The sequence below is a fragment of the Enterococcus sp. BWT-B8 genome, from assembly GCF_020567625.1.
GTDB lineage: Bacteria > Bacillota > Bacilli > Lactobacillales > Enterococcaceae > Enterococcus_L.
This window is the reverse complement of the sequence record NZ_JAJDJV010000014.1, coordinates 84,826-107,564: the sequence shown is the minus strand read 5'-3', so window position 1 is coordinate 107,564 and position 22,739 is coordinate 84,826. Positions and strand designations below refer to the sequence as shown.

Below are 22,739 nucleotides of genomic sequence, written 5' to 3'. Positions count from 1 at the left end.
AGGAAATTGGGAAAATATATGGAGAGGAAGATACGTAAAAAAGAAAGAACACGCTCGATTTTGATGATTATTGCCAAAATCGAGCGTGTTTTCTTTTTGAGGACGGACTATTGTCCCAGACTCATTTACTTTGGCATAGTCCCTCGTATCTACTTTCTTTAGATCATTGAATTCTTATCACTAATATTCATTGACAATGGGCTAAAATATTTTTGTTCTAAGAAAAATTAAATTTGAAAACCACACAACTATTTTAGAGATAAAATAGTTGTGTGGTTCCTGTTTGTTTTAGAAAAGGAGGCCGTTTATTTTTGTTATAGTACTAGAAATATTGATAGTTAACAAATATATTTTAAATTGATCACTATCTATACCAATGTTTTTGTTATAGTATCCTATTGTAGTGAAATTAATAATAAAAATTAATGTTTTTCATAATTGTATACTAATTTATACAACTGACTTTCAGAATGTCTATGTGTACGAAGTGATAGAGAACAAAATAATTGAAGACAGTGAAGTAGAATATATTGAAAATCAGTCTATGGGAGAGCACTCAATTGTAACTCTAATTCGATGTGAAGGAAATGTTGGGACTCGGTTTCGTCGACTCGTTCAAGGAAGGCTTGTAAACACTCAAACATTTAACGAAGTTCCTACTCTTTTGAAGAAGATGAACTTAACGAGAGAAGCAAAAACAGTTGATGGAGTATTGTTAGAAGAGAATCCAGTATCTCCTTTCGAACAATTTAGTATAGAGATTGCAGCATCAATCTTGTCAGATCCAGTTCAAACTTTGATTCCATTAATTTTATTGTTGATCTTCCCAGTTATATTTTTATGTTTCATTTAGTACACTTTTCAAGTTGTTTGCAAGGCTATCATAAAAAAGGGAGGTTTTTATATGCTGAATAGAACCATTTATAATACCTTAGGAAAACCTATTAAAAATGATTATTATAAGTTTAGAGATATTCCTTGGTATGTAGATTGTGATTGTGGTAAAAAAGCTGAACGAAAAGCAAATAAAGAAATGATTTGTTTTAGTTGTGGTACTAAATATAAATTACAACATAAGGAATTTGTACGTGTGAAAAAGTGATTGACGATAGCTCAATTAGAAATTTAAGGCACGAAGTCGTCTCTTGATGCGAATACTACCAATGGTATCAAAAAGATGAAATACGAATACTATATAAAACGTGAGACCGAAGGTATAAAAAATTAATTTATGAAATTTTGTAATATCATTGATTTTCTGCCTCCAAAATATCCCTGTTACTTTCCGTTCACTCTTGTTGATAGCAGATAGTTAGTTAAAAAAATACATGATTATTGCGTATCAATTGCAAATTTTCTGATCAATAACTATGTATTTGTTTTGTATTTTTAAATACTTAGTTTACAAAAAAATGTATTGATGATAATATTTTGTTATACCGATAGAAAGAAGGTCTTATGAATGAAAAAGTTTTTTTTATCAGTTGCTGTCTTTTTTGCTGTTGGAGGAGTACTTTTACCTTTGGCTGTTAGTGCAGAAGAAGTTGGCGGCTGGAGTGAAGAAACAGGAAGTTATACTAATTACAATGAGTTTTTAACTCGTAGTACAGCCAGGCATACAGGGAAAAGAGAAACAAAAGTAATGGGTGGAACTACCTGTTCCCGAGCGCATGGATGGACTACATGGAGTGGCGTGTTTCACTATACCACTGCACAAATGGAAAGATATTGGACAGGGGCAGTGGTCAACACTTCCGGAAGAAGATGGGGAACTAGTGGTACGGAAGCTATATCTCCTTGGTTTAAACCTGCATATGGAGGGGATACAGCTGCTGCAAGAACTTACTATGGGAGATAAGATATTTAATTAGTATTTTTTTGACATGAGAATAGTGTTATTGGGGTTAGGAGAAATAAAGTTTTCTAACTCCAATTGTGTTTAATCAAGAAAAATAAATTAGGATGATTTTAATTATAGAGGTGTATTCATGAAAAATAAAAATATGCTCATTTCTATTTTCTTAGTTTTTAGTACATACTTTTTACTTACGTTGGTAAATGAGTATCACGTAAGACAAACTAAATTATTTTTAGAGAGTAACGACTTGTATTCAATTGAGCATCTGTTTGTCAAAGACAATTTTGAAACAATAGTGGACAATACATTCAAAGATGTAGATGATTTAGCGGTTTTTGTACCCTTGGAAAGTAATAATACAGATATAGTTAGAGGATATTTTTCCAAAGATTATTCAAACAAGCTATTTCCTTTAAGTAAAGGTAAATTTTTCTCAATACCCAATTCTAAAGAAGCATTAGTTGGCAATGAAGTGGTTGTTGTTGAAAACGGTGGAAGAGAGTACTATGTCTATAATAATGTGAGCTATAAGGTGATTGGGTATTTGGGATACAGTAGACCCAGCTTTTTAGATAATTCCGTTTTAATTAATGATTCAGCAGTATTTGATTCTGCAAAGAAATTTTTAACAGTAGATGGCACAAAAATTGGAAATAATTATAAGGCATATTATGAGAAAAAAGACTACTATCAAAATAATATTGGACTTGACAGAAAAATAAACAGCGATTTCTTTTCCCCAATTATTTATGGGCTAAGTTTAGTCATTATTTTAATGAGCAGTGTTCTGATGGCTTATATTGTGTATATGGATTTGAAAAAAGAAAACGAAGTGAATTATATTTTAGGTCTGTCGACACTTAAAAGATATAGTAAATGCAGCAGCTATTTACTTATAATCAGCCTGTGCGCAGGCATTCCCAATCTGCTTTCTTCTTATTTATTAAGAGATATCTCTGTTGATTATTACTTTTTGACAAAGCTGTTTTGTTCTGAAAGTGTTTTCTTATTAATTATTTTTACAGTTTTTTTTGTAAAGGGAGAGGGGAAATTAAGAAATGGAATTAATTTATAATCTCAAGAGAAATGGTCTTTTAATTTTATTGAAATCCAGCATATTGCTTCTGCTTCTTTTTTTACTCTATATATTTTTTTCCTTTTCAAGCAACATAAATAGGCAGCTTCACTATACAGTGAAGGAAGGTACAGAGAATAAGATGTTTGCCATGGTGGATACATTATTTGATCCAGACGATTTTTATAATTTTAGGCAATCCCGAGCATCTTTGGAAACAGTAAAAACGTTTTATAATCTATTAAATAGAAATGAAGCCCTGAATTTTGCATCGTCGTTTGATCAGCCTTTACAGCTCAAAAATTTTCGAGGAGGAATAGAATTTAACGAACGCTATGGGATGGGAAGCGAAGTAGAAATTGTCGATAGCTATCTTGATCCAATTACCAATATTACGGTTTCAGATATAAAGGCATTCCAAATGAACAAACATTTTTTTGATTTCTATAATATTCAGCTTGAGCAAGGTTCCAGTGATTTTTGGCATGAATTGAGTTTAGAACAAGATACGCTGCCAATTCTTCTGGGAGCGGATTACAAAAAGATCTATAATTTAAATGAAGTTTTGAGCGGAATTTTTTATACTAAAGAATATAAATTTAAAGTTGCAGGTTTTTTGGAGAAAGATACTTCTGTCTTTTATAAAAATGACATTAATAAATATTTGGATAATTATATAATCGTTCCTTATCCAGAAAAGTTGCTGGATGTTACTGAAAGTAATAAAGAATTTTTAGGCATTTTGTATTTTGCTATGATAGGTGGGGACATTATTATCAAACAGGGACAAAATTTTGATTATTTGAATAATTTGTTGTCGAGTATTGCAAAAAAATCCGATTTTTACGACTATACCCTCTTGGATATTCCCGCTTTCACTTTGCAGTATCATCGGATGTACGGGCTTATCAACACGAATCGAACATTATTGTACTGGATTCTTATTTTCATAACCTTATCTATTTTAAATATAATGATATTTCTTACTTACAAAATTTATAATCAGAGAAGAAAAAGATACGCTATCGCTTATTTTAATGGTGAGTCAATAAAAAAGATAAAGTCATTACTTTTTAATGATGTGGTCTTTGGTAATGTTCTTGTTTCATTAATTTTTAGTTTTTGTTTTCTTGTGATGCCTATTAAAAATATGCCAATTTTTTTAATTGTCTTACTCAGCACTTTTGGTTTTCTGATTTTTGACTATTCTTTGATGGTCATGTTCTTGAAGAAAGATGTACATTTAAGCTTTTCTGATTTTTATTAAAAGAAGGGAGTTATGACACTTGATTGATTTACATGGTATAAGAAAAACAATTCCTAAAACCCAAATATTACTTTTCGATAATATGGAATTCTCTTTAGGGGAATATCGCTCAGTTGCTATAACTGGACGCAGCGGATCGGGGAAAACGACACTTTTAAAACTTTTGGCTGGTTTAGATACAGTGTATGATGGAGTCTATACATTTGAAAACAAAATAGTTAGTAAAAGTACGTCGAAAAATATTGAATTTAGGAAAAAGAATATTGGGCTCATAACTCAAAATTATAATTTACTAGAGGATAGAAATGTAAGTGCAAATATTCAGCTTACTTTGGGAAGAAAGAAAAATACCCAGAAAGTAAATAAACTACTTGATTTAGTTGGACTTTCAAATTATGGCTTAAAAAAAATATCAGAAATTTCCGGTGGAGAAGCACAAAGAGTGGCAATTGCCAGAGCTTTGATAAAGAAACCCAAAGTTTTACTAGCTGATGAGCCTACAGGGGCTTTAGATGAAAAGACAGAGCAGGAGATACTGGCACTTCTTGAAAGAATCAAGCAGACTGGAGCCAGACTGATAATGGTTACTCATAGTGATGCTGTGGCAAAGATTTGTGATGCTCAATTCATACTTGAGAATGGTAAGCTGTTATTAGTAAATAACTGAGTGAAATCATTATGGTTTGGATATAACAAAAGCGTAAATAAAAAAATCTGGTGACCTTTTCTATGATACAGAATAATTATAATAACTAATAATATTGTTTATAAGGGCATTGCAGTGAGAACGTTGAATATTATCAGAACCTGAAGTTATTTATTTTGTGCGCAGCAATGATATCAGAGCAAGGAAACTATTTGGTATAGCAGAAAAATATAGAGAAAATAGTGAAAAACAGACGTTATTTTTTTGTTTACAAAATATAGTTTATGTGATTTAATCCAATTATAAAAATAGTTGTAACAGTAAGAATGGGAGCTCAAAAAAATGAAGAAAAAGTTGTTTATAGCTATGTGCTTATTAACAGTATTCGGCTCCTTTTTTGGGAAGGAAGTTTTTGCTGAGGCAGTTGAGAGTAAGCAATCAATCGTTCAAACTCGTGCTGATATTATTGGTTGGCGATATAAGACTAAAAACGGTAAGATGTATAAAAGAAAATATAATTATTCTAAGCAAAAATGGATGGGGAACTGGATATTGGCAGTATGATAATTACAAACCTTTTAGGTAGTTGAGAGGAATACGGTATGGAAAAGATGAAAATTAATCCGAAAGAACAGCAAGTACTTAATATTTTATGGAAAAAGAATGTACCTGTAACAGCAAAACAAATTTGTGAGATTGATACTACATTAGTGATGAGTACAGTTCAAGTTACTTTGAAGAAGTTGATGAATAAGGGATTGGCAAAGGTATCGGATATTGTATATAGTGGAACTGTTTTAACAAGAAGTTATACCTTTTCAATAAGTAAAGAAGAGTTTATTCTTAATCAATTTGAGGATATCAAATTAACAGAACTGATTTCTCAATTTTTGGGATCTCGCGCTAAAAATGATGAGGTAGAGGAAATAAAGGCAATTGAAGATTTAATTAGATCGAAGAAGAAAGAACTGGAGTGAGTATTTTGCATTTATCACTGTCTTCGTTTATGACTTTTCAATTTGGGAATTCAATAATTCTAATTTTAATTTTTTTGTTAATGAGATATCTGGGGGATAGCAGACTAGTCAGTTCTAATGTTCTTTATATTTTTAGTGCTCTTTTTATTTTAAGATTAGTAATTCCTTTTGAATTTTTTCACACAATAACTTTACCTTCGAGGGTTCTCTTACCAGCAATAAATAAGTTGTTAGCATATAAAATAGTTACCCTCTGGAGTGATATTGCAGTGTCACTGTCATCCGTTTTACTTTTTGTTTGGCTATTCGTTTTGAGTATAAAGCTTATCAGATTTATAAGGTCATATTTTAAGATAAAATCTTTCTCTCGTCTTTGTTCAGATTCAGATCAAATTCATTATAAAGATAAATCATTAAAGATTCTTTTTGTAGATGAACGTATCCCTCCATCAGTGATAGGAGTATTTTCACCGATTATTGTTCTTCCTAAAAATTGTTTTACAGCTAGAGAGAAAGAGCTGATTTTATCCCACGAGCTTACACATATTTCAAATTTGGATTTATATATAAAGTATGTGTACTCTTTAATTTCAATTATTTACTGGTGGAATCCTTTAATTTATCTATTCAGGGATAGAATGAATCAAATATTGGAAATTAGAGTGGATTCGAATGTAATACATACTTTTGATGAAGCTCAAAAAATCGAGTATGTTGAGACCTTGATAAAAGTAAGTAAACTTCAGAGTGAAAACCAAAATTACTCTTTCAATAAGAATGTATATTTTAATTTTTCATCAAAATCGTCTTCTAAGTTATTGCAAAGATCTAAATGTATTTTAAGTGGTCAAAAAAATAAACTATCAGTTGAAATACTCATGGGAATAATTGTGGTGTTATTCTTTTTGTCTAGTGCTGTTATCTTTGAACCTTATGCAGTAGATCGTGAGACAGAATCTGTAACCTACGACATATCAACGAAAAATAGTTTTTTTGTTAAAAACGGCAGTAACTATGATATGTATGTTAATGGTGAATATATTATCAGTTATGAATCTGATAAAATTCCAAAAGAATTCGAGCACATTAAGCAAATTGATACAATTGAAGAAGAATAATCCCTTGGTCTTTGAAGAGTAAAAAAGATTGGTTGTTAACGGGTATTGTCAGAAGAAATCGAATAGAAAAGGCAAGTAGAGGCTCCATGTCAAACATTCATAAACTCGTACTACTCGTTTGTCTTGAATAATGAAAGGTGCAGTATATTCAAGATGTAGAGGGGAAAAGTCGATACGATTTTTGGAAAGTAATATATGCTGAATGTCAAATTAACTTGCTTTATCTCTTGATAATCCTGAAATATAGCCTATAAGTATGTGTATAAAAATTTGATAGAATAAGAAATAAGGCACTCCTTTCCTGCTTTTGATGAAGGAGTGCTTTTTATGGAAATCATTTATGAATGTTGTGCTGGTATGGATGTTCATCAGAACAATGTTGTTGCTCATTTGATTAGGAGGATTATTTACTATATGATTTTGCAAAATGAATTTTATAAAGAATAGATATTATTAGGAATTGTTCTTTGAAAAAAATTCTCTTAGGTGAGACATTTTGATTTATCTTTAAATTGGTTTTAGTTGACGTTAATTTAAAGGAATTCAAGGTGTCTTTTCTAGTGTAAATAAAAGATGCCGATGATAGCTCACTAACATTATTAATTGCAGCGCCTTTTTCAGTAAGCGCAAAATTAAAGCGCAGGTTTCTGCTGGCAAATAAACAGAAACCTGCGCTTATTTTTTCTATCTAATACTTATTTGTTAATTACTTTTGACACGACTTTTCGCAGCATATCAATTGGAATTGCCGCTATGGAAAGTCCTAGGACAATTGCCCATTCTGTAACACTCAGCGGAGTAGTTCTCAAAATTGCTCCGCCGACAAAGGTCATTAGAATCTGAACAACGATAATCAATATCATGATACGCAGGAACATTTTATTTCTGTTCAGGTTATCAAAGATGTTCAATTTCTCTGTTCTGACATTGAAACCATTAAACACAGCATACAGAATAAAGAATGAGAAGAATCCTGTGTAAAGTGCAATATTGCCTGTTCCGCTGGTGAAATACTGAGATAAGAAGGTTCCTTTCAACATCCAAAGACCAATCCCTGTAATTATTACACCTTCAAAAACAAAAGCAGCTAACATAGAGGGGGTCACAATATTTTCATCACGACGTTTTGGCTTCTCTCTCATATAACGCTTCAGGGTTGGTTCGGCACCGAATGCCAAAGCAGCCAGTGTATCCATTACCAGGTTAACCCATAGCATTTGGGTGATGGTCAGCGGATGATCAATACCGATAAACGGAGCAATGAAACTGATTAATAAAGCACCAACATTTAATGTCAGTTGGAACACAATGAACTTCTGAATGGAACGATAAATCGTACGACCAAACAAAATGGCTTGAGCGATAGATTTAAAGTTATCATCAAGAATAACAATGTCTCCGGCTTCTTTCGCAACTTCGGTTCCGCTGCCCATTGCGAAGCCGACGTCAGCACGTTTTAGGGCTGGACTGTCATTTACACCGTCACCAGTCATTCCGACTACTAAGCCGATTTCCTGTGACAGACGAACCAGACGAGATTTATCAGTTGGCAATGCACGGGCGATGACGCGAATATTTGGAAGAATAGATTTTACTTCTTCATCCGGCATTTCATTTAATTCCTGAGAAGTCAGAACAACCTCGTTATCTGCAGTCAAAATTTTAGCATCTTTGGCAATGGCGATTGCTGTTTCTTTACGGTCCCCAGTAATCATAACTACCTGTACGCCTGCTTGATGAACTTCTTCGATTGCTTCAATGGCTTCTGGACGTACGTCATCACGGATTGCCAGAATGCCGATTAACGTATAGTCATTTGGCAGACTTTCTTCTGTAATGATGTCTTCTGTAGTTGCTAAAAGCAGTACACGAATAGATCGTTCTGCCAATTCATTAATTTCTGTTTCCAGAACTGTTTGTTTTGTAAAAGGCTGTTTATGTCCATCTGTATCATAGTAAGCAGAACAGTTTGGCAGGATCATTTCAGGAGCTCCTTTGATCAAGGTTGTATTCCAGTCACCTGCTACTTGTGTTGCTGAAAACTTTCTGGCAGATGAAAAAGGGATTACTGAAACATGTTCCAAAGTTGCACGAACATTTTCATTTTTTTCTACAAATGCAAGAACGGCTTTCTCTGTTGGATTCCCTCCGATAATCAATACATTTCCGTTACTGTCTTCAGAAATTACTGCATTTGTGTTGTTGATAACAGCACTGCTGATAATTTTTTGCAGTTTCTCCGGAACATCAGCCAATGTATCAAAATTGTCATTCGCACCATTAATAAAGGAAACGACATCCAATTTTCCTTTTGTGATTGTTCCTGTTTTATCAGAAAACAGCATGTTCAAGCTTCCGCTTGTTTCGATCCCTTCCAGTTTACGAACCAGAATATTGTTGCGAAGCATTTTCTTCATATTTTGGGAAAGTACCATGGCAATCATCATTGGTAATCCTTCGGGAACAGCAACAACGATAATAATTACTGCAAGAATGAAAGCTTCAACGATATCATTTCCGAAAGCACCAAGATTTGAGAAGTATTCAGAAATTTGAGCTCCATCAAAACTGTTCTGTACTAGGATGCGGTTAATCATAAAGGCTGCAAAAATCAATATACCGCCAGTATAACCAACTTTAGAAATTGTATCAGCCAGACCGGCAAGCTTTAACTTCAATGGAGACTCACGCTCATCAATGGTAAGCTCAGAAGCCATTTGTCCGAAGAAGGATGCATCTCCAATTTTTGTCACCTTCATTACCGCTTCACCAGAAGTAATAACTGCACCACGGAACAATGCATGTTCATCAAAGGTATCACCATCTTCATAGATCCCGCCTTTAGGAAGAGGGATTTTTTTAGCTTCATCAGATTCTCCGTTCAGAGAAGCCTGGTCTACTTTCAAATCACCATCAAGCAAGAGTCCGTCAGCAGGAATTTTATCTCCTGTCTGCAAAATAATTTCATCTCCCTGAACAATGTCATCAATTTTAATTTCAGCAACATGACCATCACGATAGACTTTTACAACAATTTTAGAAGCATCCTCCTGTAGTTTTTGGAAGGCACTTTCATTTGAGTATTCGCTCCATGTTCCAATCAATGTTGCTAGTAAAACAGCAATTGCAATTCCCAGAGCTTCATACCACTCTGCATAACCAAGAAAAGAAAAAATCAGATTTAGTACCAACGCAACGATCAGAATTTTAATAATTGGATCGTCAAAATTTCCTTTTAATTTGTCAAGAAATGACTCAGCCTGCTTTTCAGTCAAAGCATTTGTCCCATGCTCTTTGCGGGATTGTTCGACCTGTTCAGCCGTTAAACCAGTAAATGTTTTGTTCACGTGTTACTCTCCTTTTTGTTGTGAAAATAATCTTTCTAAAAGATTGTAGTCATATTATGGTCCGATGTCCCCATTCCTAATCTGCTCCTACCACTGAGAGGAAGCAGAAAGGACTGCGGCTCTCCTTTTCATTGTGGGACTGTGATATAAGTATGTCCGATACCCCTAAAGTCGAATGAACGGTGTTCCAGTCTTTGTATGATCTGAGCATTCGTAAGAAGTGTAGGAGCACATTCTTACTTGCCCTTCAGACATGTGATGAGCATTCGTAGGAGCGTAGGAACAAAGCACCTCCATGCTTCGAGGATTGGAACGAAGTCCTTCAATTCTTAGCAGCTCTGCCATTTAGAAATTGATGAGATCGAAACGAAGTGTAGTGTAGTGTAGTGTAGTTGAGAACCATAGACGCAGAAAAACGGATACAGCGTAATGTTTCGTCTCGAGAATCGTTGGACTCGTAGAGACAGCAGTTCTGGAAATAAGTCGAACTATACTGAAAATATGAGCAGCTCCAAGAAGGTATCCATTCACAGCTATTCATTTTATGACTGGTGTTCCTTGACAATTTCCGGATATTCCTTCTTAATTCTCTGAGATGATTGCTTTTGTCCCGCCTCCCAAGTCTTGAAGTTAATTATATAGCAACTGTTATTGCATGTCTAACCCATATCTAATCCATATACTTGAACTAATGCTGTAAGACCATCTTGATAACTGCTACCGATTGCAGTGAGTTTCCATTTGCGGTTATGACGATATAATTCTCCTGCAACAATTGCTGTTTCAATAGAAAAATCTTCACCTAAATCATAGCGAATCAACTTTTCATTAGAAGCAGCATCAATAATTCTTGTAAAAGCACTGGGTACCTGACCGAAATTTTGGGTACGTTCTTCAGCGTTATCAGTAGTTAAAGAAGGCTTTCATTATACAGTATTCATTTTATTAAACTAGGGAGTAGGGGAAACAACGTGGGTTTCATTACGTAGGGTTCTGAAAAAGCTGTTGATCAATCCAGAAAAAGAATAATCTGCACCATATTCTTATGCTGGCTAAAAGAACTTCATGTTCCAGTAGAAGAATATACCAATATACCTTATTCCTGCTGTGGATTAATTCGCCAAAAAGTGGGAGAAAAAGAGTTGCCGACAGAAGCGGTTTATCTAGCTCTGGGGGATCTGACATGGACTACCGGATGCTGTGGAGGGCATCTGTATGTTGGTAAGGAGTCAATGGGAATATCCAAGCTTTTTCAAATAGAATATTCTTTTGATCGAATAGAAAGATTTCTTACTGACTGAACTTTACATAAATAATCAGACTGATGGATTAGAATAAAAAATTCAGAATTTCAGAGTCTATTTTTGGAAACATAAATTATTGCAGATAAATCTTTTTTCTGCAAATAAGGTTACGAACTTAATCTGGCTGAATGCTCGTTGGAAACTGGCTGGTTTAAAATGTACAGCTCTAAAAATAAGTAAGAATAAACAGTTGATTGTAAGATCAAAAGAAGCTACAATCATAATGACTAGTCAATTTTTTGTAATGATTAGCTTATATCTGACAATAAGAGATAGTAAGCAGTAATTAATAATAGTTGAAACAGAGCAGATAGAATCCAGAGTAAGTGAAAATACGGATTGGTCAAAAACTAGATGGAGGTCTGAGAATTGGAACATAAACAACTTAAAAAATTTCCAAAAGATTTTCTGTGGGGTTCAGCTTCTGCAGCATATCAGGTAGAAGGCGCTTGGCAGGAAGATGGCAAAGGCGTATCAGTATGGGACGAATTTGTGCGCATTCCAGGGAAAACTTTTAAAGGAACAAATGGGGATGTAGCTGTTGACCATTATCATCGATATAAAGAAGATATAGCGTTAATGAAGGAACAGGGCTTAAAAGCCTATCGCTTTTCTGTTGCCTGGACTAGGATATTCCCTAGTGGACGTGGAGAAGTGAATCGTCCCGGGCTCCAATTCTATATTGACTTAGTAGATGAATTACTTGAGAACGGAATTGAGCCGATTTTAACATTGTATCATTGGGATCTTCCTCAAGCACTTCAAGATGAGTATCTAGGATGGGAATCACGTAAGATTATTGATGATTTTACAAACTATGCAGCGGTGCTTTTTGAAACTTTCAAAGGGAAAATAAAGCATTGGGTCAGCTTGAATGAACAGAATATTTTCGTAGCTCATGGCTATCTGCTGGCAAGCCATCCACCTGCAGTACAGGACCCAAAAAGAATGTATCAGGTAAATCATTTCGCGAATCTTGCAAATGCTGCCGTTATCAAAAACTTTCACGATATGGATATGCCAGGTATGATTGGTCCAAGCTTTGCTTATAGTCCCAATTATTCCTTTAACAGCGATCCTAAAAATGTTTTGGCAGCGGAGGACTCAGAGGATTTGAATGCGCATCTTTGGTTGGATGTATACGTCTTTGGTGAGTATCCAATTGCCGCTTTAAATTATTTGGAAGAGCAGGGACTTGCACCGGTTATTGAAGATGGGGACATCGAGCTGCTGAAAAGTGGGAAACCGGATTTTATCGGTATCAATTATTATCAAACAAATACAGCAGCATTCAATCCGCTGGATGGTGTTGGTATGGGGAAAATGAATACGACTGGTGAAAAAGGATCTTCAGAAGAATCAGGGCTTCCAGGTGTGTTTAAGCGTGTTGAGAATCCTTTTGTTGAACGAACAAATTGGGATTGGGAAATTGATCCTCAGGGCTTAAGAATTGCTTTAAGAAGGTTGACCAGCCGTTATCGTATGCCGATTCTAATTACAGAAAATGGATTAGGAGAATATGATAAACTGACAACGGAGAAAGAGATTCATGATGATTATCGTATTGATTATCTGAAACATCATGTTCATGCTATTCAGGAAGCAATTACTGATGGTGTTACCGTTTTAGGCTATTGTACATGGTCATATACTGATCTCCTCAGCTGGTTGAATGGGTATCAAAAGCGGTATGGATTTGTTTATGTTGATCAAGATGAAACTCAAAAGGGTTCGTTAAATCGATATAAAAAAGATAGTTTCTACTGGTATAAAGAAGTAATTGCATCGAACGGAGAGAGTTTGTAGAACTCAACATTAGTATGTCTGATTTTTAAGATACCAAGCTCAACGTTACAAAAATTACTGAATTTACAGTATCCTTCAAGGAGAAATGGAAGGCTGTTCAATTAAGCAAGGCTGTTTAAGACAGCAGCAAGATTAAAATCAAAAGAAGTGATCGTTCAGTTTGCTAAAGACCATGAACGATCATTTTTTGTCCATTTTTAAGTCTACGATCAGGACTAGTCTGAGAACTCTAGGAATGAGTTTTCTCGAAAAAAATAGATATGAGCTAGTTCCGTTTAAAGAGGGTCCCAGCCCCCTAAAACCGAATAAACGGTGTTTCAGTCTTTGTATGCCTTTGTGGTGATTAAGATTGAAGGTCTAAATGTTCATGAGATTGTCGTTTTGCATACTATCCCGCTAACGGTTCCTACAAAAGTGGGACTGGCAATTTTACTAGAAGTTTATATACTCGTAGAAAATCCCTGTCGCTATGAGTCTCACAATGCTCGATTCTCGATACAAACGCGTCCATTTAAAGACATGTGACGATCATTTGTAGAAGCAAGTTCTTGTATGCCCCTAAGACATGCGACGAACATTCGAAGAAGCGTAGAAGCAAGTTCTTACTTTCGATTCAATGCATTGATTTTATGAAATAAAATCAAGTTCATTCTCAGTACGTCTACCATTCCTACATCAGTAGAACTGATAATTCGGTTCTCTCTATTGTTTTCAGACACGCTCTAATTTCTTTATCTATTTATCGAGCAGTCTGCCAGTTAGGTTTTTTGTAACGAATGTCGGTATTTATGTTCTTAAGTTAAAGTATAAAAAAGAAGACCTTCTGCCGAAGCAAGAAGGTCTAAGGGGACCAAATGATAAAATTTAATGGTTCGTTTGGCTACCTTAAGTATAGATGAAAACGCTGCAGGACAACAATGGTAGAGTGCACAAGAAGTCACTTGTTTTTTCGTCAAAGTGACAAATTAAACGAAAGGTATTCTCTTTGACTATTTAGAAATTTATTTCGCTGACTTAAAAAAATTGACTGCAAACTGTTAACCATTCAGATGCTGAAATGAAAGGTTTGAACAGACTTTTTTGCACAAATAGGTTGTTGTAAAGAGCTAAGGCTATGTCAAAGCTTCTTCATGCCGTTTCTTCCAGCATAGATAGAGTATGCTGTCGATAAATATTCCTTAAATGAAGCTAGCTCTCTCTTGGTCTGGCAGAACTGTATGTGCAGTGAAGCGTACAGAGGTGGAACACCGTTTATTCGGTTATAATTATTAAGGGCTGGGGGTACCTAAAATCCCCCCTATAAACTGATTTCAGTCATTTTATAGGGGGGGACGGGGACTTATATCGCAGTCCCTCTTCAAAATAATTTATTTAAGGCAACTTAATCACTTGTTCCGTTTCTTTATCAAAGAAATGTCCTTTATTAAGATTGAATGCCAATTTAATTGTTTCACCCGGCGTATGCAGTTCGCGTGCATCTACCTTTGAAATAAACTCATGTTTTCCTACTCTGGTATAAAGCATTGTTTCGGCACCCAGTAACTCTGAAACGACAATCTCAGAACGAATCACTGTTTCAGGTGCTGCTTCCAATGCTAAAGGCTCGCTGTGGATATCTTCAGGACGAATACCGAACACGACTTCTTTCCCTTCATAACCTTTTTGAACCAGCATCTTGTTTTGCCCCTCAGGTAATCTTAAATTGAAGTCATTTCCATCAGAAATCATACCGTTATTCAGCGTAACATTGAAGAAGTTCATTGCCGGTGAACCGATAAATCCAGCCACAAAAATATTATTTGGGGTATCATATACTTCTTTAGGAGAACCGATTTGCTGAACAAGACCGTCTTTCATAATAACGATTCTGTCAGCCATGGTCATCGCTTCTGTCTGATCATGGGTCACATAGATCGTTGTTGTTTCCAGACGACGGTGCAATTTAGCAATTTCTGCGCGCATGGCAACACGTAATTTTGCATCCAGGTTTGATAACGGCTCATCCATCAGAAAGACTTTTGCATCCCGAACGATCGCACGTCCCAGAGCAACCCGCTGACGCTGACCACCTGATAAAGCCGCTGGTTTACGCTGCAGATATTCCGTTAAACCCAAAATTTCAGCGGCATTTTCTACACGTTTTTTAATTTCTGTTTTGTCATATTTCCGCAATTTCAGTCCAAATGCCATATTGTCAAAAACGGTCATATGGGGATACAATGCATAGTTTTGGAATACCATTGCGATGTCACGATCTTTTGGCGCAACATCGTTCATAACTTTATCGCCAATAATCAGCTGACCTTCAGAGATGTCTTCTAAGCCGGCAATCATCCGTAATGTTGTTGATTTACCACAGCCGGAAGGTCCAACAAAAACAATAAATTCACGATCTGCAATATCTAAGTTAAAGTCTGTCACTGAGTAATTTTCAGCGTTGTCATATTTTTTGTAAATGTTTTTTAAAGCAATTTCTACCATTCTTTTTTCCTCTTCTCTCTGTTTTGGATGAATTCAGTATATATGAAAGCGGTATCTGCCAACAAGGGTAGGTTGCCCAAGAAATTGGACAGATTTTCGTCAATTTGCCGAAACAGAGAAAAATACTTTTTCAGATTGGATTTTAAAGGATTGTTCATCAGTAAAACAGTGAGCAGCAGGTAGGGAAAAATTTATTATTTTGGCTGAGAAATATGAGGAACAATCAAAACCTCCAGTGTGAACTGGAGGTTTGCTCTGCGGCTGAAAGCCTCTATTACCGGCCAGAGCCTGAAAGGCCCACTGAAGAAAGGTCTCCCGCTAGCACCACAATTACTCACGACTCCTTAAAGGAGCCCTTTCTTACTTCTTTTTGTTTGCTTTTCCTGTAAACGGATCAATCTCCTCAAACAAGGTCAGTTGATCTGCTACTAAATCATCCTGTAATTGATTACGAATGTATTCTTCTATCTGTTTTTTATTTCTCCCTACTGTGTCCACATAATAATCCCTACACCAAAATTTTCGGTTCCCATATCTGTATTTTAGATTGGCATGTCTATCGAAAATCATTAAACTGCTTTTTCCTTTTAAATACCCCATAAATTGAGAAACACTTAGTTTAGGTGGAATACTTACCAGCATATGAATGTGATCTCTACATGCATTTGCTTCAAGTATCTCAACTCCTTTTCTCTCGCATAACTCTCTCAATATTTCCCCTATACTTGTTTTGTACTTTCCATAAATGATCTGTCTTCTATATTTTGGTGCGAATACTAAATGATACTTACATTTCCAGACAGTGTGTGATAAACTTTCGTTAGCCTTTTTCATAGAGGTGCCTCCTTAACTTTTGATGTGGTGGTCGGGAAACCAACTTCATCTTATCAGTTTAGGAGGCTTTTTTACTACCACGCTGGAAGCTCTCAAGAACCCCCAGCATAGCTGGGGGTTTTCAGAACATACAAAAAAATCGTACAAGCAGATTATTCCTGTACGATCGTGTTATTCAGCTGTTTAGTAATAAAAAACAGAGAATTAAATCATCTGTATTTTTTAATTGCAGGCTGGTATTCTCCTGGAATTTTTCCAGCCGATATTGTAAAGTATTCCGGTGCATAAACAGTTCTTTGGCAGTTGAACTGATATTTCCCTGATTGCGCCATAATATATATATGATTTCCTTCATCTCTTCATCAATTACCCATTCTTCTTTCATTGATAGAATTAGGCTGCTTTTTGCCAGTGCATCCTTGGTAAAATAATGCAGCGCTACATCAGAAATATCAAAGACCCTTTGCCTGTTCATCAAATGAGATTCTTCCCGAAAAATCGTTTGTTCCTCTTCAAAAAGAGCAGGGAATGCAGAGGTACTGCCATGAAAGCCTCCGATAAATACAGAGCTGAGTGTCCCAAAATCATCATCCAGTGTCAGGAAAATCCCTTCGAGCTCTTCTTTCGTTAATGTATACTCTGCTTGTTTTTCAATGAGCAAAGCACTTTGAGGTGTTAAGAAAAGAGAATCTTCAGCATGCGAAAAAATCCCATTAATATGTTCTTTCCATGCATCAATCAGGAAATCATCAGGCAGCTGCAGCTGGATTTGAATCACACGAAAATGTCCTTCTTTTTCAATTCTCTTCTGCCGAAATAAAATTTGATACCAGAGACTGTTAGTTGATTTTCCAGAAGAGGGAACTTCTTTGGAAAGCAATGCCAGTAATAGCTGTTCTTTCTCTGACAGTTTCTTTTTTAAAAGCCAGAGATAGCCGCTATCGGTAGGAATTGATAAGTAAGCTGGATCAATTGCCGGATAATTATGCCGCTCAGCATCCGGGTAAATGGTTCGCAGATCTTTTGGTTCCAAATATCAAGCACCTCATTTAGTAAATATTTTTTGAATAGTCGAGTATCTAAAAAAATCTGTAGAAAATGATTTATTTTAACAAAATAAGTCTATCATAGCCTGTTGGGAAATGTAAGATGTGATGATGTATTATAGCTAACCAAGAATCTATTGCTTTGAAGAAATTGAAGCGCTGATTAGCAATAGAGGGAAATAAATTTGTCATTCATTGTGAAGTTTAGAAACTGAATGTGCTCCTTTCCAACTTTAAGAGAAGTGCGGGAGATGCAGGATTTCTGTATGTAACGTATTTTTTTATTGACGACTATAAAAAATAAATTACATGATAAAATAAAAGAAATACATACTAAAATTCAGAAGAGGGAGATAATCGCATGATTACATCGGCGTATCCAAATAAGGTCAAGGTTATGGGACTGGATGGAGATATATTTGATGGACTGTGGAAGCAGTTTAATCAATAGCCACATTACATTTATATAGAGAATCAAATAACTTATTTGAATGATCAGCCTAGGTTGAAAGAGCTGGAAAAATATTATGAAAGACTTGTTGCTTCACCAAATACCGTTTTGTTTTGGAGTTAGAAAACGCCGCTTCATTCACTCAAAGCTATCTACCGAATTGAAAATAAGACAGTGGTTTTTGATTTGGTTATTGATACCACTCAAAATGATTATTTGTGGGTTTTCAGAATGCTTCTATTAGGAGCTTTTGGGGTTTATTTTTTTCTGAAAGAAGATGCAGTTACAGTCAAAATACCGAAAAAATTTGCTGAACCAATTCCATCGAAAGCAGTTGTTGAAGGAGAATATGTTTATCTTGGTTTGAATGGACTGTGGAATGTTGAAAATTACACTAAGTAAAATATAGTAAAATAGTCAAAGCTTGGTAAATGAGAGTTTTTAATATAAAAAGATATGAGAAAAAGAGAATAAAAAAAGGTGTAATTGAGAATGGAGCTTTCTTGTTAATTATGATTAATATTTCACAAATTCTGTATTTAAAGGTTTTTGAATCTGTAAATTAGAATAATTATAAGTTTTTAACAATTATAATTACCTCTTGACTTTTTATGGCAGAACATTGATAATTTTAATTGTAATTTCATTTTTCAAAAATTGAATCATGAAGTTTCAGGTATCATTTACATTACGTATTCTCAATACAAATACTTTTAGGAGGAATTTTATATGTCATTAATTGGAAAAGAAGTTGAAGCATTTACTGCAAAAGCATATCATCAGGGGGAATTTATCGATGTATCTTCTGAAGATTTAAAAGGTCAGTGGAGCATTTTCTGTTTTTATCCTGCTGACTTTTCTTTTGTCTGCCCTACCGAACTGGAAGATTTACAGGATCAGTACAAAGCATTGAAAGAACTGGGCGTAGAAGTTTATTCTGTTTCTACAGATACTCATTTTGTTCATAAAGGCTGGCATGACCAATCAGAAGCGATTGGTAAAATTGAATACATTATGATTGGTGACCCAAGTCAAAAGATTTCTCGTATTTTTGATGTATTGGATGAAGAGGAAGGGCTGTCACAACGTGGAACATTCCTTGTTGATCCTGATGGCGTGGTTCAAACAGTGGAAATCAATGCAGACGGCATCGGTCGCGATGCAAGTATTATGATCGATAAAGTTAAAGCTGCACAATACGTACGTAAAAATCCAGGTGAAGTTTGTCCTGCAAAATGGAAAGAGGGCGAAGAAACTCTGAAGCCTAGCCTTGATCTTGTAGGTAAAATTTAAGGAGGATTCAAATGGCGTTAGATACAGAAATTAAAGGTCAATTGGCTCAATATCTTGAGCTTTTAGAAAATAATATTGTGTTGAAAGCAAGCATCGGTTCTGATGAAAATTCTCAAAAAGTGCTGGAACTTGTTGAAGAAATTGTTTCAATGTCTCCAAAAATTTCCATGGAAAAAGTTCAGCTTGATAAAACCCCAAGCTTTGCTGTCGATCGTGCAGATGGAGGAAGCGGTGTTGCTTTTGCAGGACTTCCTTTAGGACATGAGTTTACTTCTCTGGTTCTTGCTTTACTGCAGGTCAGCGGACGTGCGCCTAAGGTTGATGAGAAAATAATCAAACAGATTCAAAGCATTGACAAGGAACTGCATTTTGAAACGTATGTGAGTTTGACTTGTCATAACTGTCCGGATGTTGTTCAGGCACTGAATATCATGAGTGTTGTGAATCCTAAAATTTCACATACAATGGTTGAAGGCGGTATGTTTAAAGAGGAAGTGGAAGCTAAAGGAATCATGGCTGTACCGACTGTCTTGTTAAATGGGGAAGAATTCTCAAGCGGACGTATGACGATTGAACAGATTCTTGAAAAAGCTGCCGGTCCAGCAGATGCTTCTGAATTTGAAGGGAAAGATCCTTATGATGTTTTGGTTATCGGAGGAGGACCTGCCGGAGCCAGCGCAGCTATTTACGCTGCCCGCAAAGGAATCCGTACCGGTCTTGTTGCTGAAACATTTGGCGGACAGGTTCTGGAAACACTGGGTATTGAAAATGTTATTGGAACAAAATATACAGAAGGTCCGAAGCTGATGGCTCAGGTAGAAGAGCATGTGAATGAATATCCCGTAGATGTGATGAAATCTCAGCGAACGGCTAAATTGGAGAAAAAAGATTTTGTTGAGGTAACCCTTGAAAACGGAGCGGTTCTGAAAAGTAAAACGGCTATTCTTGCAACAGGTGCCCGTTGGCGTAATGTTGGTGTTCCCGGTGAGCAGGAATTTAAGAACAAAGGTGTGGCTTACTGTCCGCACTGTGATGGTCCGTTATTTGAAGGCAAAGATATTGCCGTTATTGGTGGAGGAAACTCTGGAATCGAAGCGGCTATTGATTTGGCTGGAGTAGTAAAACATGTTACTGTTCTTGAATTTATGCCTGAATTGAAAGCAGATCAAGTGCTTCAGAATCGTTTATACTCATTACCAAACGTAACTGTCTTGAAAAATGTTCAGACGAAGGAAATCACGGGTACAGATAAAGTAAATGGTATTACGTATGCAGATCGTGAAACTAATGAAGAAGTTCATCTGGAGGTTCAAGGTGTCTTTGTGCTGATTGGTCTGGTTCCAAATACAGATTGGCTTGGAGATACACTGGAGCTTACAAGAATGGGTGAAATCGTTGTTGACAAACGCGGTGCAACAAGTTTGCCGGGGGTATTTGCAGCAGGTGATTGTACTGACAGCGCTTATAAACAAATTATTATTTCTATGGGATCAGGGGCAACGGCTGCTTTAGGAGCATTTGACTATATGATTCGCAACTAACATAGAAAAAAATAAATAACTGAATAATTAAGGAAGGTGTCTTTATCTGGAAAGTGATTTTCAGATAAAGATGCCTTCCTTTTGCTCTCTAGAGAAAAAGTTTTACAAAAAAAGATCGACAAAAGGATGTCGATCAATAAATAGCTTAAGGACGTATTTAATACTCAAAAGCAATAGCTTCTATTTGAAACAGAGTAGTCAGAATATTATTTGCTGTCTCTGTTAATTCTTGTGTATCTGCAATACGATCCCGTGTGTTCATTTCTGCAGCTGCACTTTTATAAGTGAGTCGATCATAATCTTCAAACAGTTTCACCTCAAGATCTCCTTTTGTAAAAGAAATATAGTCATCAAGAAGCGCCATCTTCATTTCCTGTTTAAAACCGCTTTTCAGAGCCAGAGTCATGACAAGTGTACTCACTGTTAATTCCTCCAAAGGTGTCTCCAAACCGTCCATTGTCAGTGTATAGGACTCACATTTTATAATTCCGCAGGCATTACAACCGCCTTCGGTCAAATCAATGATACTGCTGATTCTTGCTGTTTTCATTTGTCATCCATCCTTTTCCGTTCTCTGACTATTTATTTAATTGAAGCAATCAGAATGCAGTCTGCTTAGCTCGATTATAATAAAAAACAGCTTGACATAATAGTCTGTTTTTCTAATTTGTCAGATTTGTGCAGTAATGGCGTAAATTCCTTTAGTTGGAATTCTTTCATCGATAATTGTAAAACCAGCTTCCAACAGATACTTCCTCATTTCTTCCTGTGTGATTCGGGGATGGTTATGAGTGCCCGTCACATCTCTTTCAATTTCCACACAAAGAAAATAACCGCCTGACTTTAGGATACGTTTAATTTCATCCAGTGCCTGAGAAAGCTCCGGAATTTCATGCAAGGCAATTGAAGCTAAGGCTTTATCAACAGAATGATTTTCTAAGGGGAGGTTTGTCAAAGCAGAATGTACTGGTTTAATATTGGACATTTGCTGATTTTCCATTTTCTCTTTGATATATGCCAGCATTTGCATATCTAAATCAACAGCAATAACGGTTTCTGCAATTTCAGCGAGTGGAAATGTAAAATATCCGGTGCCGGCACCTAAATCAGCAATTTTATCTGTTGATTGGATAGCCAAGAGTGCTGCAATCTCTTCAAACGTAATAGTTTCAATGCGATGCTGTTCAAGATTGGCAACTTTTTTTTGAAAGAAGTCAGGATTGGTTGGATGATGTGAATGATTCATAAATAGATCTCCTTTGAATAAAATGATTTTGATGAATCGTTGAAAAAAACAGCTTGGTTAAAGAATATCAATAATCTTTTTTTCAGCTAAAAAGTTATTCATTTCCTTTTCAGCATTAGTAATAACTTGTTGAATCACACAATTGTGATTCACAGACATATCACAAACAAGCAGAGGTGCTCTTCCCTCAACTGCCTGAATGACATCGAGGAAGGAAATCGTTTCTTTAGGAGCAGCCAGCTGATAACCGCCTTTTGCTCCTGGTGTCGAACTGACCAGTCCGGCTTTTGTCAGTTGTGTCAAAATTTTGGACAAATATGTGGGAGAAAGCTTGAACTGTTCTGCCAAAGTGTATATGGAGGACTTTTCCTGAGATTTGCTGCTGATTAGATAAGCAATAATATGGAGTGCGTAGTTTGTTGCTTTTGTGTATTTCATTGCGTTCACCA

The 22,739-nt window shown here is 35.7% G+C and carries 20 protein-coding genes and 1 pseudogene; 13 read left to right on the top strand and 8 right to left on the bottom strand.

Going from position 1 to position 22,739, the window contains the following annotated elements; genetic code table 11:
* Positions 1-478 precede the first annotated feature (478 nt).
* The 9 genes from LI951_RS12840 (at position 479) to LI951_RS12800 (ending at position 6,941) form a co-directional block, all read left to right on the top strand.
* A complete protein-coding gene (locus LI951_RS12840) occupies positions 479-853 on the top strand; it encodes a hypothetical protein (protein ID WP_229442443.1) in 375 nt (124 codons plus the stop codon).
* Between the two features lie 51 nt (positions 854-904).
* Positions 905-1,102 carry a hypothetical protein gene (locus LI951_RS12835; protein ID WP_202067893.1) on the top strand — a complete coding sequence of 66 codons (198 nt, stop codon included), beginning with the start codon at positions 905-907 and terminating at the stop codon, positions 1,100-1,102.
* Positions 1,103-1,462: 360 nt separating this feature from the next.
* Positions 1,463-1,858, top strand: coding sequence for a hypothetical protein (locus tag LI951_RS12830; protein ID WP_229442442.1), 396 nt, complete (start codon positions 1,463-1,465; stop codon positions 1,856-1,858).
* 130 nt (positions 1,859-1,988) lie between these two features.
* Positions 1,989-2,933: a hypothetical protein gene (locus LI951_RS12825; protein ID WP_229442441.1), complete on the top strand. Its 945-nt coding sequence runs from the start codon at positions 1,989-1,991 to the stop codon at positions 2,931-2,933.
* Positions 2,917-4,200 carry a hypothetical protein gene (locus LI951_RS12820; RefSeq protein ID WP_229442440.1) on the top strand — a complete coding sequence of 428 codons (1,284 nt, stop codon included), beginning with the start codon at positions 2,917-2,919 and terminating at the stop codon, positions 4,198-4,200. Before LI951_RS12825 ends, LI951_RS12820 begins: the two co-directional genes overlap by 17 nt.
* Positions 4,201-4,219: 19 nt before the next feature.
* Positions 4,220-4,867, top strand: a complete 648-nt coding sequence (locus LI951_RS12815) for an ABC transporter ATP-binding protein (RefSeq protein WP_229442439.1) — start codon at positions 4,220-4,222, stop codon at positions 4,865-4,867.
* Between the two features lie 321 nt (positions 4,868-5,188).
* The gene (locus tag LI951_RS12810) at positions 5,189-5,410 is read left to right on the top strand and encodes a hypothetical protein (protein WP_202067889.1); all 222 of its coding nucleotides are present in this window, start codon (positions 5,189-5,191) and stop codon (positions 5,408-5,410) included.
* A gap of 38 nt (positions 5,411-5,448) precedes the next feature.
* Complete coding sequence (locus tag LI951_RS12805; protein ID WP_202067888.1) at positions 5,449-5,823, top strand: BlaI/MecI/CopY family transcriptional regulator; 375 nt, start codon at positions 5,449-5,451, stop codon at positions 5,821-5,823.
* A gap of 5 nt (positions 5,824-5,828) precedes the next feature.
* Entirely contained in the window at positions 5,829-6,941 is a 1,113-nt protein-coding gene (locus tag LI951_RS12800) for a M56 family metallopeptidase (protein ID WP_229442438.1), read from the top strand.
* 695 nt (positions 6,942-7,636) lie between these two features.
* Here LI951_RS12800 and LI951_RS12795 read toward each other — a convergent pair.
* Both LI951_RS12795 and LI951_RS12790 read right to left on the bottom strand, forming a co-directional pair.
* A complete protein-coding gene (locus LI951_RS12795) occupies positions 7,637-10,288 on the bottom strand; it encodes a calcium-translocating P-type ATPase, PMCA-type (RefSeq protein WP_229442437.1) in 2,652 nt (883 codons plus the stop codon).
* A gap of 659 nt (positions 10,289-10,947) precedes the next feature.
* Positions 10,948-11,190: pseudogene (locus LI951_RS12790) on the bottom strand (TerD family protein); the annotation flags it as partial.
* A gap of 771 nt (positions 11,191-11,961) precedes the next feature.
* On the opposite strand from LI951_RS12790, the gene LI951_RS12785 reads away from it, so the two are divergent.
* The gene (locus LI951_RS12785; RefSeq protein ID WP_229442436.1) at positions 11,962-13,398 is read left to right on the top strand and encodes a glycoside hydrolase family 1 protein; all 1,437 of its coding nucleotides are present in this window, start codon (positions 11,962-11,964) and stop codon (positions 13,396-13,398) included.
* A 1,371-nt stretch (positions 13,399-14,769) separates the two neighbouring features.
* Here LI951_RS12785 and LI951_RS12780 read toward each other — a convergent pair.
* The 3 genes from LI951_RS12780 to LI951_RS12770 all read right to left on the bottom strand — a co-directional run bounded on the left by LI951_RS12780 (position 14,770) and on the right by LI951_RS12770 (position 17,746).
* A complete protein-coding gene (locus LI951_RS12780) occupies positions 14,770-15,879 on the bottom strand; it encodes an ABC transporter ATP-binding protein (RefSeq protein WP_229442435.1) in 1,110 nt (369 codons plus the stop codon).
* Positions 15,880-16,239: 360 nt separating this feature from the next.
* Positions 16,240-16,713 (bottom strand): IS200/IS605 family transposase, encoded by a 474-nt coding sequence (tnpA, locus tag LI951_RS12775; RefSeq protein WP_229442434.1) that lies wholly within the window; start codon positions 16,711-16,713, stop codon positions 16,240-16,242.
* A gap of 175 nt (positions 16,714-16,888) precedes the next feature.
* Positions 16,889-17,746 (bottom strand): helix-turn-helix domain-containing protein, encoded by an 858-nt coding sequence (locus LI951_RS12770; RefSeq protein WP_229442433.1) that lies wholly within the window; start codon positions 17,744-17,746, stop codon positions 16,889-16,891.
* Between the two features lie 695 nt (positions 17,747-18,441).
* Here LI951_RS12770 and LI951_RS12765 point away from each other — a divergent pair.
* The 3 genes from LI951_RS12765 (at position 18,442) to ahpF (ending at position 21,044) form a co-directional block, all read left to right on the top strand.
* Positions 18,442-18,612, top strand: a complete 171-nt coding sequence (locus LI951_RS12765; protein WP_202067881.1) for a hypothetical protein — start codon at positions 18,442-18,444, stop codon at positions 18,610-18,612.
* Between the two features lie 327 nt (positions 18,613-18,939).
* Positions 18,940-19,503, top strand: coding sequence for an alkyl hydroperoxide reductase subunit C (gene ahpC / locus LI951_RS12760; RefSeq protein ID WP_202067880.1), 564 nt, complete (start codon positions 18,940-18,942; stop codon positions 19,501-19,503).
* A gap of 11 nt (positions 19,504-19,514) precedes the next feature.
* A complete protein-coding gene (gene ahpF / locus LI951_RS12755; protein WP_229442432.1) occupies positions 19,515-21,044 on the top strand; it encodes an alkyl hydroperoxide reductase subunit F in 1,530 nt (509 codons plus the stop codon).
* Positions 21,045-21,201: 157 nt separating this feature from the next.
* Here the strand turns inward: ahpF and LI951_RS12750 are convergent, their stop codons facing one another.
* The 3 genes from LI951_RS12750 to LI951_RS12740 form a co-directional block, all read right to left on the bottom strand.
* Positions 21,202-21,594 carry a DUF4809 family protein gene (locus LI951_RS12750; protein ID WP_202067878.1) on the bottom strand — a complete coding sequence of 131 codons (393 nt, stop codon included), beginning with the start codon at positions 21,592-21,594 and terminating at the stop codon, positions 21,202-21,204.
* 120 nt (positions 21,595-21,714) lie between these two features.
* A complete protein-coding gene (locus LI951_RS12745) occupies positions 21,715-22,290 on the bottom strand; it encodes a class I SAM-dependent methyltransferase (protein WP_202067877.1) in 576 nt (191 codons plus the stop codon).
* 57 nt (positions 22,291-22,347) lie between these two features.
* Positions 22,348-22,728 (bottom strand): RrF2 family transcriptional regulator, encoded by a 381-nt coding sequence (locus LI951_RS12740; RefSeq protein ID WP_202067876.1) that lies wholly within the window; start codon positions 22,726-22,728, stop codon positions 22,348-22,350.
* Between the last annotated feature and the right edge of the window lie 11 nt (positions 22,729-22,739).

What these genes read in the sequence shown, in the direction of transcription:
- LI951_RS12835 (WP_202067893.1), top strand. Translation starts at nt 905, where the DNA reads ATGCTGAATAGAACCATTTATAATACCTTAGGAAAACCTATTAAAAAT.
- LI951_RS12830 (WP_229442442.1), top strand. Translation starts at nt 1,463, where the DNA reads ATGAAAAAGTTTTTTTTATCAGTTGCTGTCTTTTTTGCTGTTGGAGGA.
- LI951_RS12825 (WP_229442441.1), top strand. Translation starts at nt 1,989, where the DNA reads ATGAAAAATAAAAATATGCTCATTTCTATTTTCTTAGTTTTTAGTACA.
- LI951_RS12820 (WP_229442440.1), top strand. Translation starts at nt 2,917, where the DNA reads ATGGAATTAATTTATAATCTCAAGAGAAATGGTCTTTTAATTTTATTG.
- LI951_RS12810 (WP_202067889.1), top strand. Translation starts at nt 5,189, where the DNA reads ATGAAGAAAAAGTTGTTTATAGCTATGTGCTTATTAACAGTATTCGGC.
- LI951_RS12805 (WP_202067888.1), top strand. Translation starts at nt 5,449, where the DNA reads ATGGAAAAGATGAAAATTAATCCGAAAGAACAGCAAGTACTTAATATT.
- LI951_RS12780 (WP_229442435.1), bottom strand. Translation starts at nt 15,879, where the DNA reads ATGGTAGAAATTGCTTTAAAAAACATTTACAAAAAATATGACAACGCT.
- tnpA (WP_229442434.1), bottom strand. Translation starts at nt 16,713, where the DNA reads ATGAAAAAGGCTAACGAAAGTTTATCACACACTGTCTGGAAATGTAAG.
- LI951_RS12765 (WP_202067881.1), top strand. Translation starts at nt 18,442, where the DNA reads ATGCTTCTATTAGGAGCTTTTGGGGTTTATTTTTTTCTGAAAGAAGAT.
- ahpC (WP_202067880.1), top strand. Translation starts at nt 18,940, where the DNA reads ATGTCATTAATTGGAAAAGAAGTTGAAGCATTTACTGCAAAAGCATAT.
- ahpF (WP_229442432.1), top strand. Translation starts at nt 19,515, where the DNA reads ATGGCGTTAGATACAGAAATTAAAGGTCAATTGGCTCAATATCTTGAG.
- LI951_RS12750 (WP_202067878.1), bottom strand. Translation starts at nt 21,594, where the DNA reads ATGAAAACAGCAAGAATCAGCAGTATCATTGATTTGACCGAAGGCGGT.
- LI951_RS12745 (WP_202067877.1), bottom strand. Translation starts at nt 22,290, where the DNA reads ATGAATCATTCACATCATCCAACCAATCCTGACTTCTTTCAAAAAAAA.
- LI951_RS12740 (WP_202067876.1), bottom strand. Translation starts at nt 22,728, where the DNA reads ATGAAATACACAAAAGCAACAAACTACGCACTCCATATTATTGCTTAT.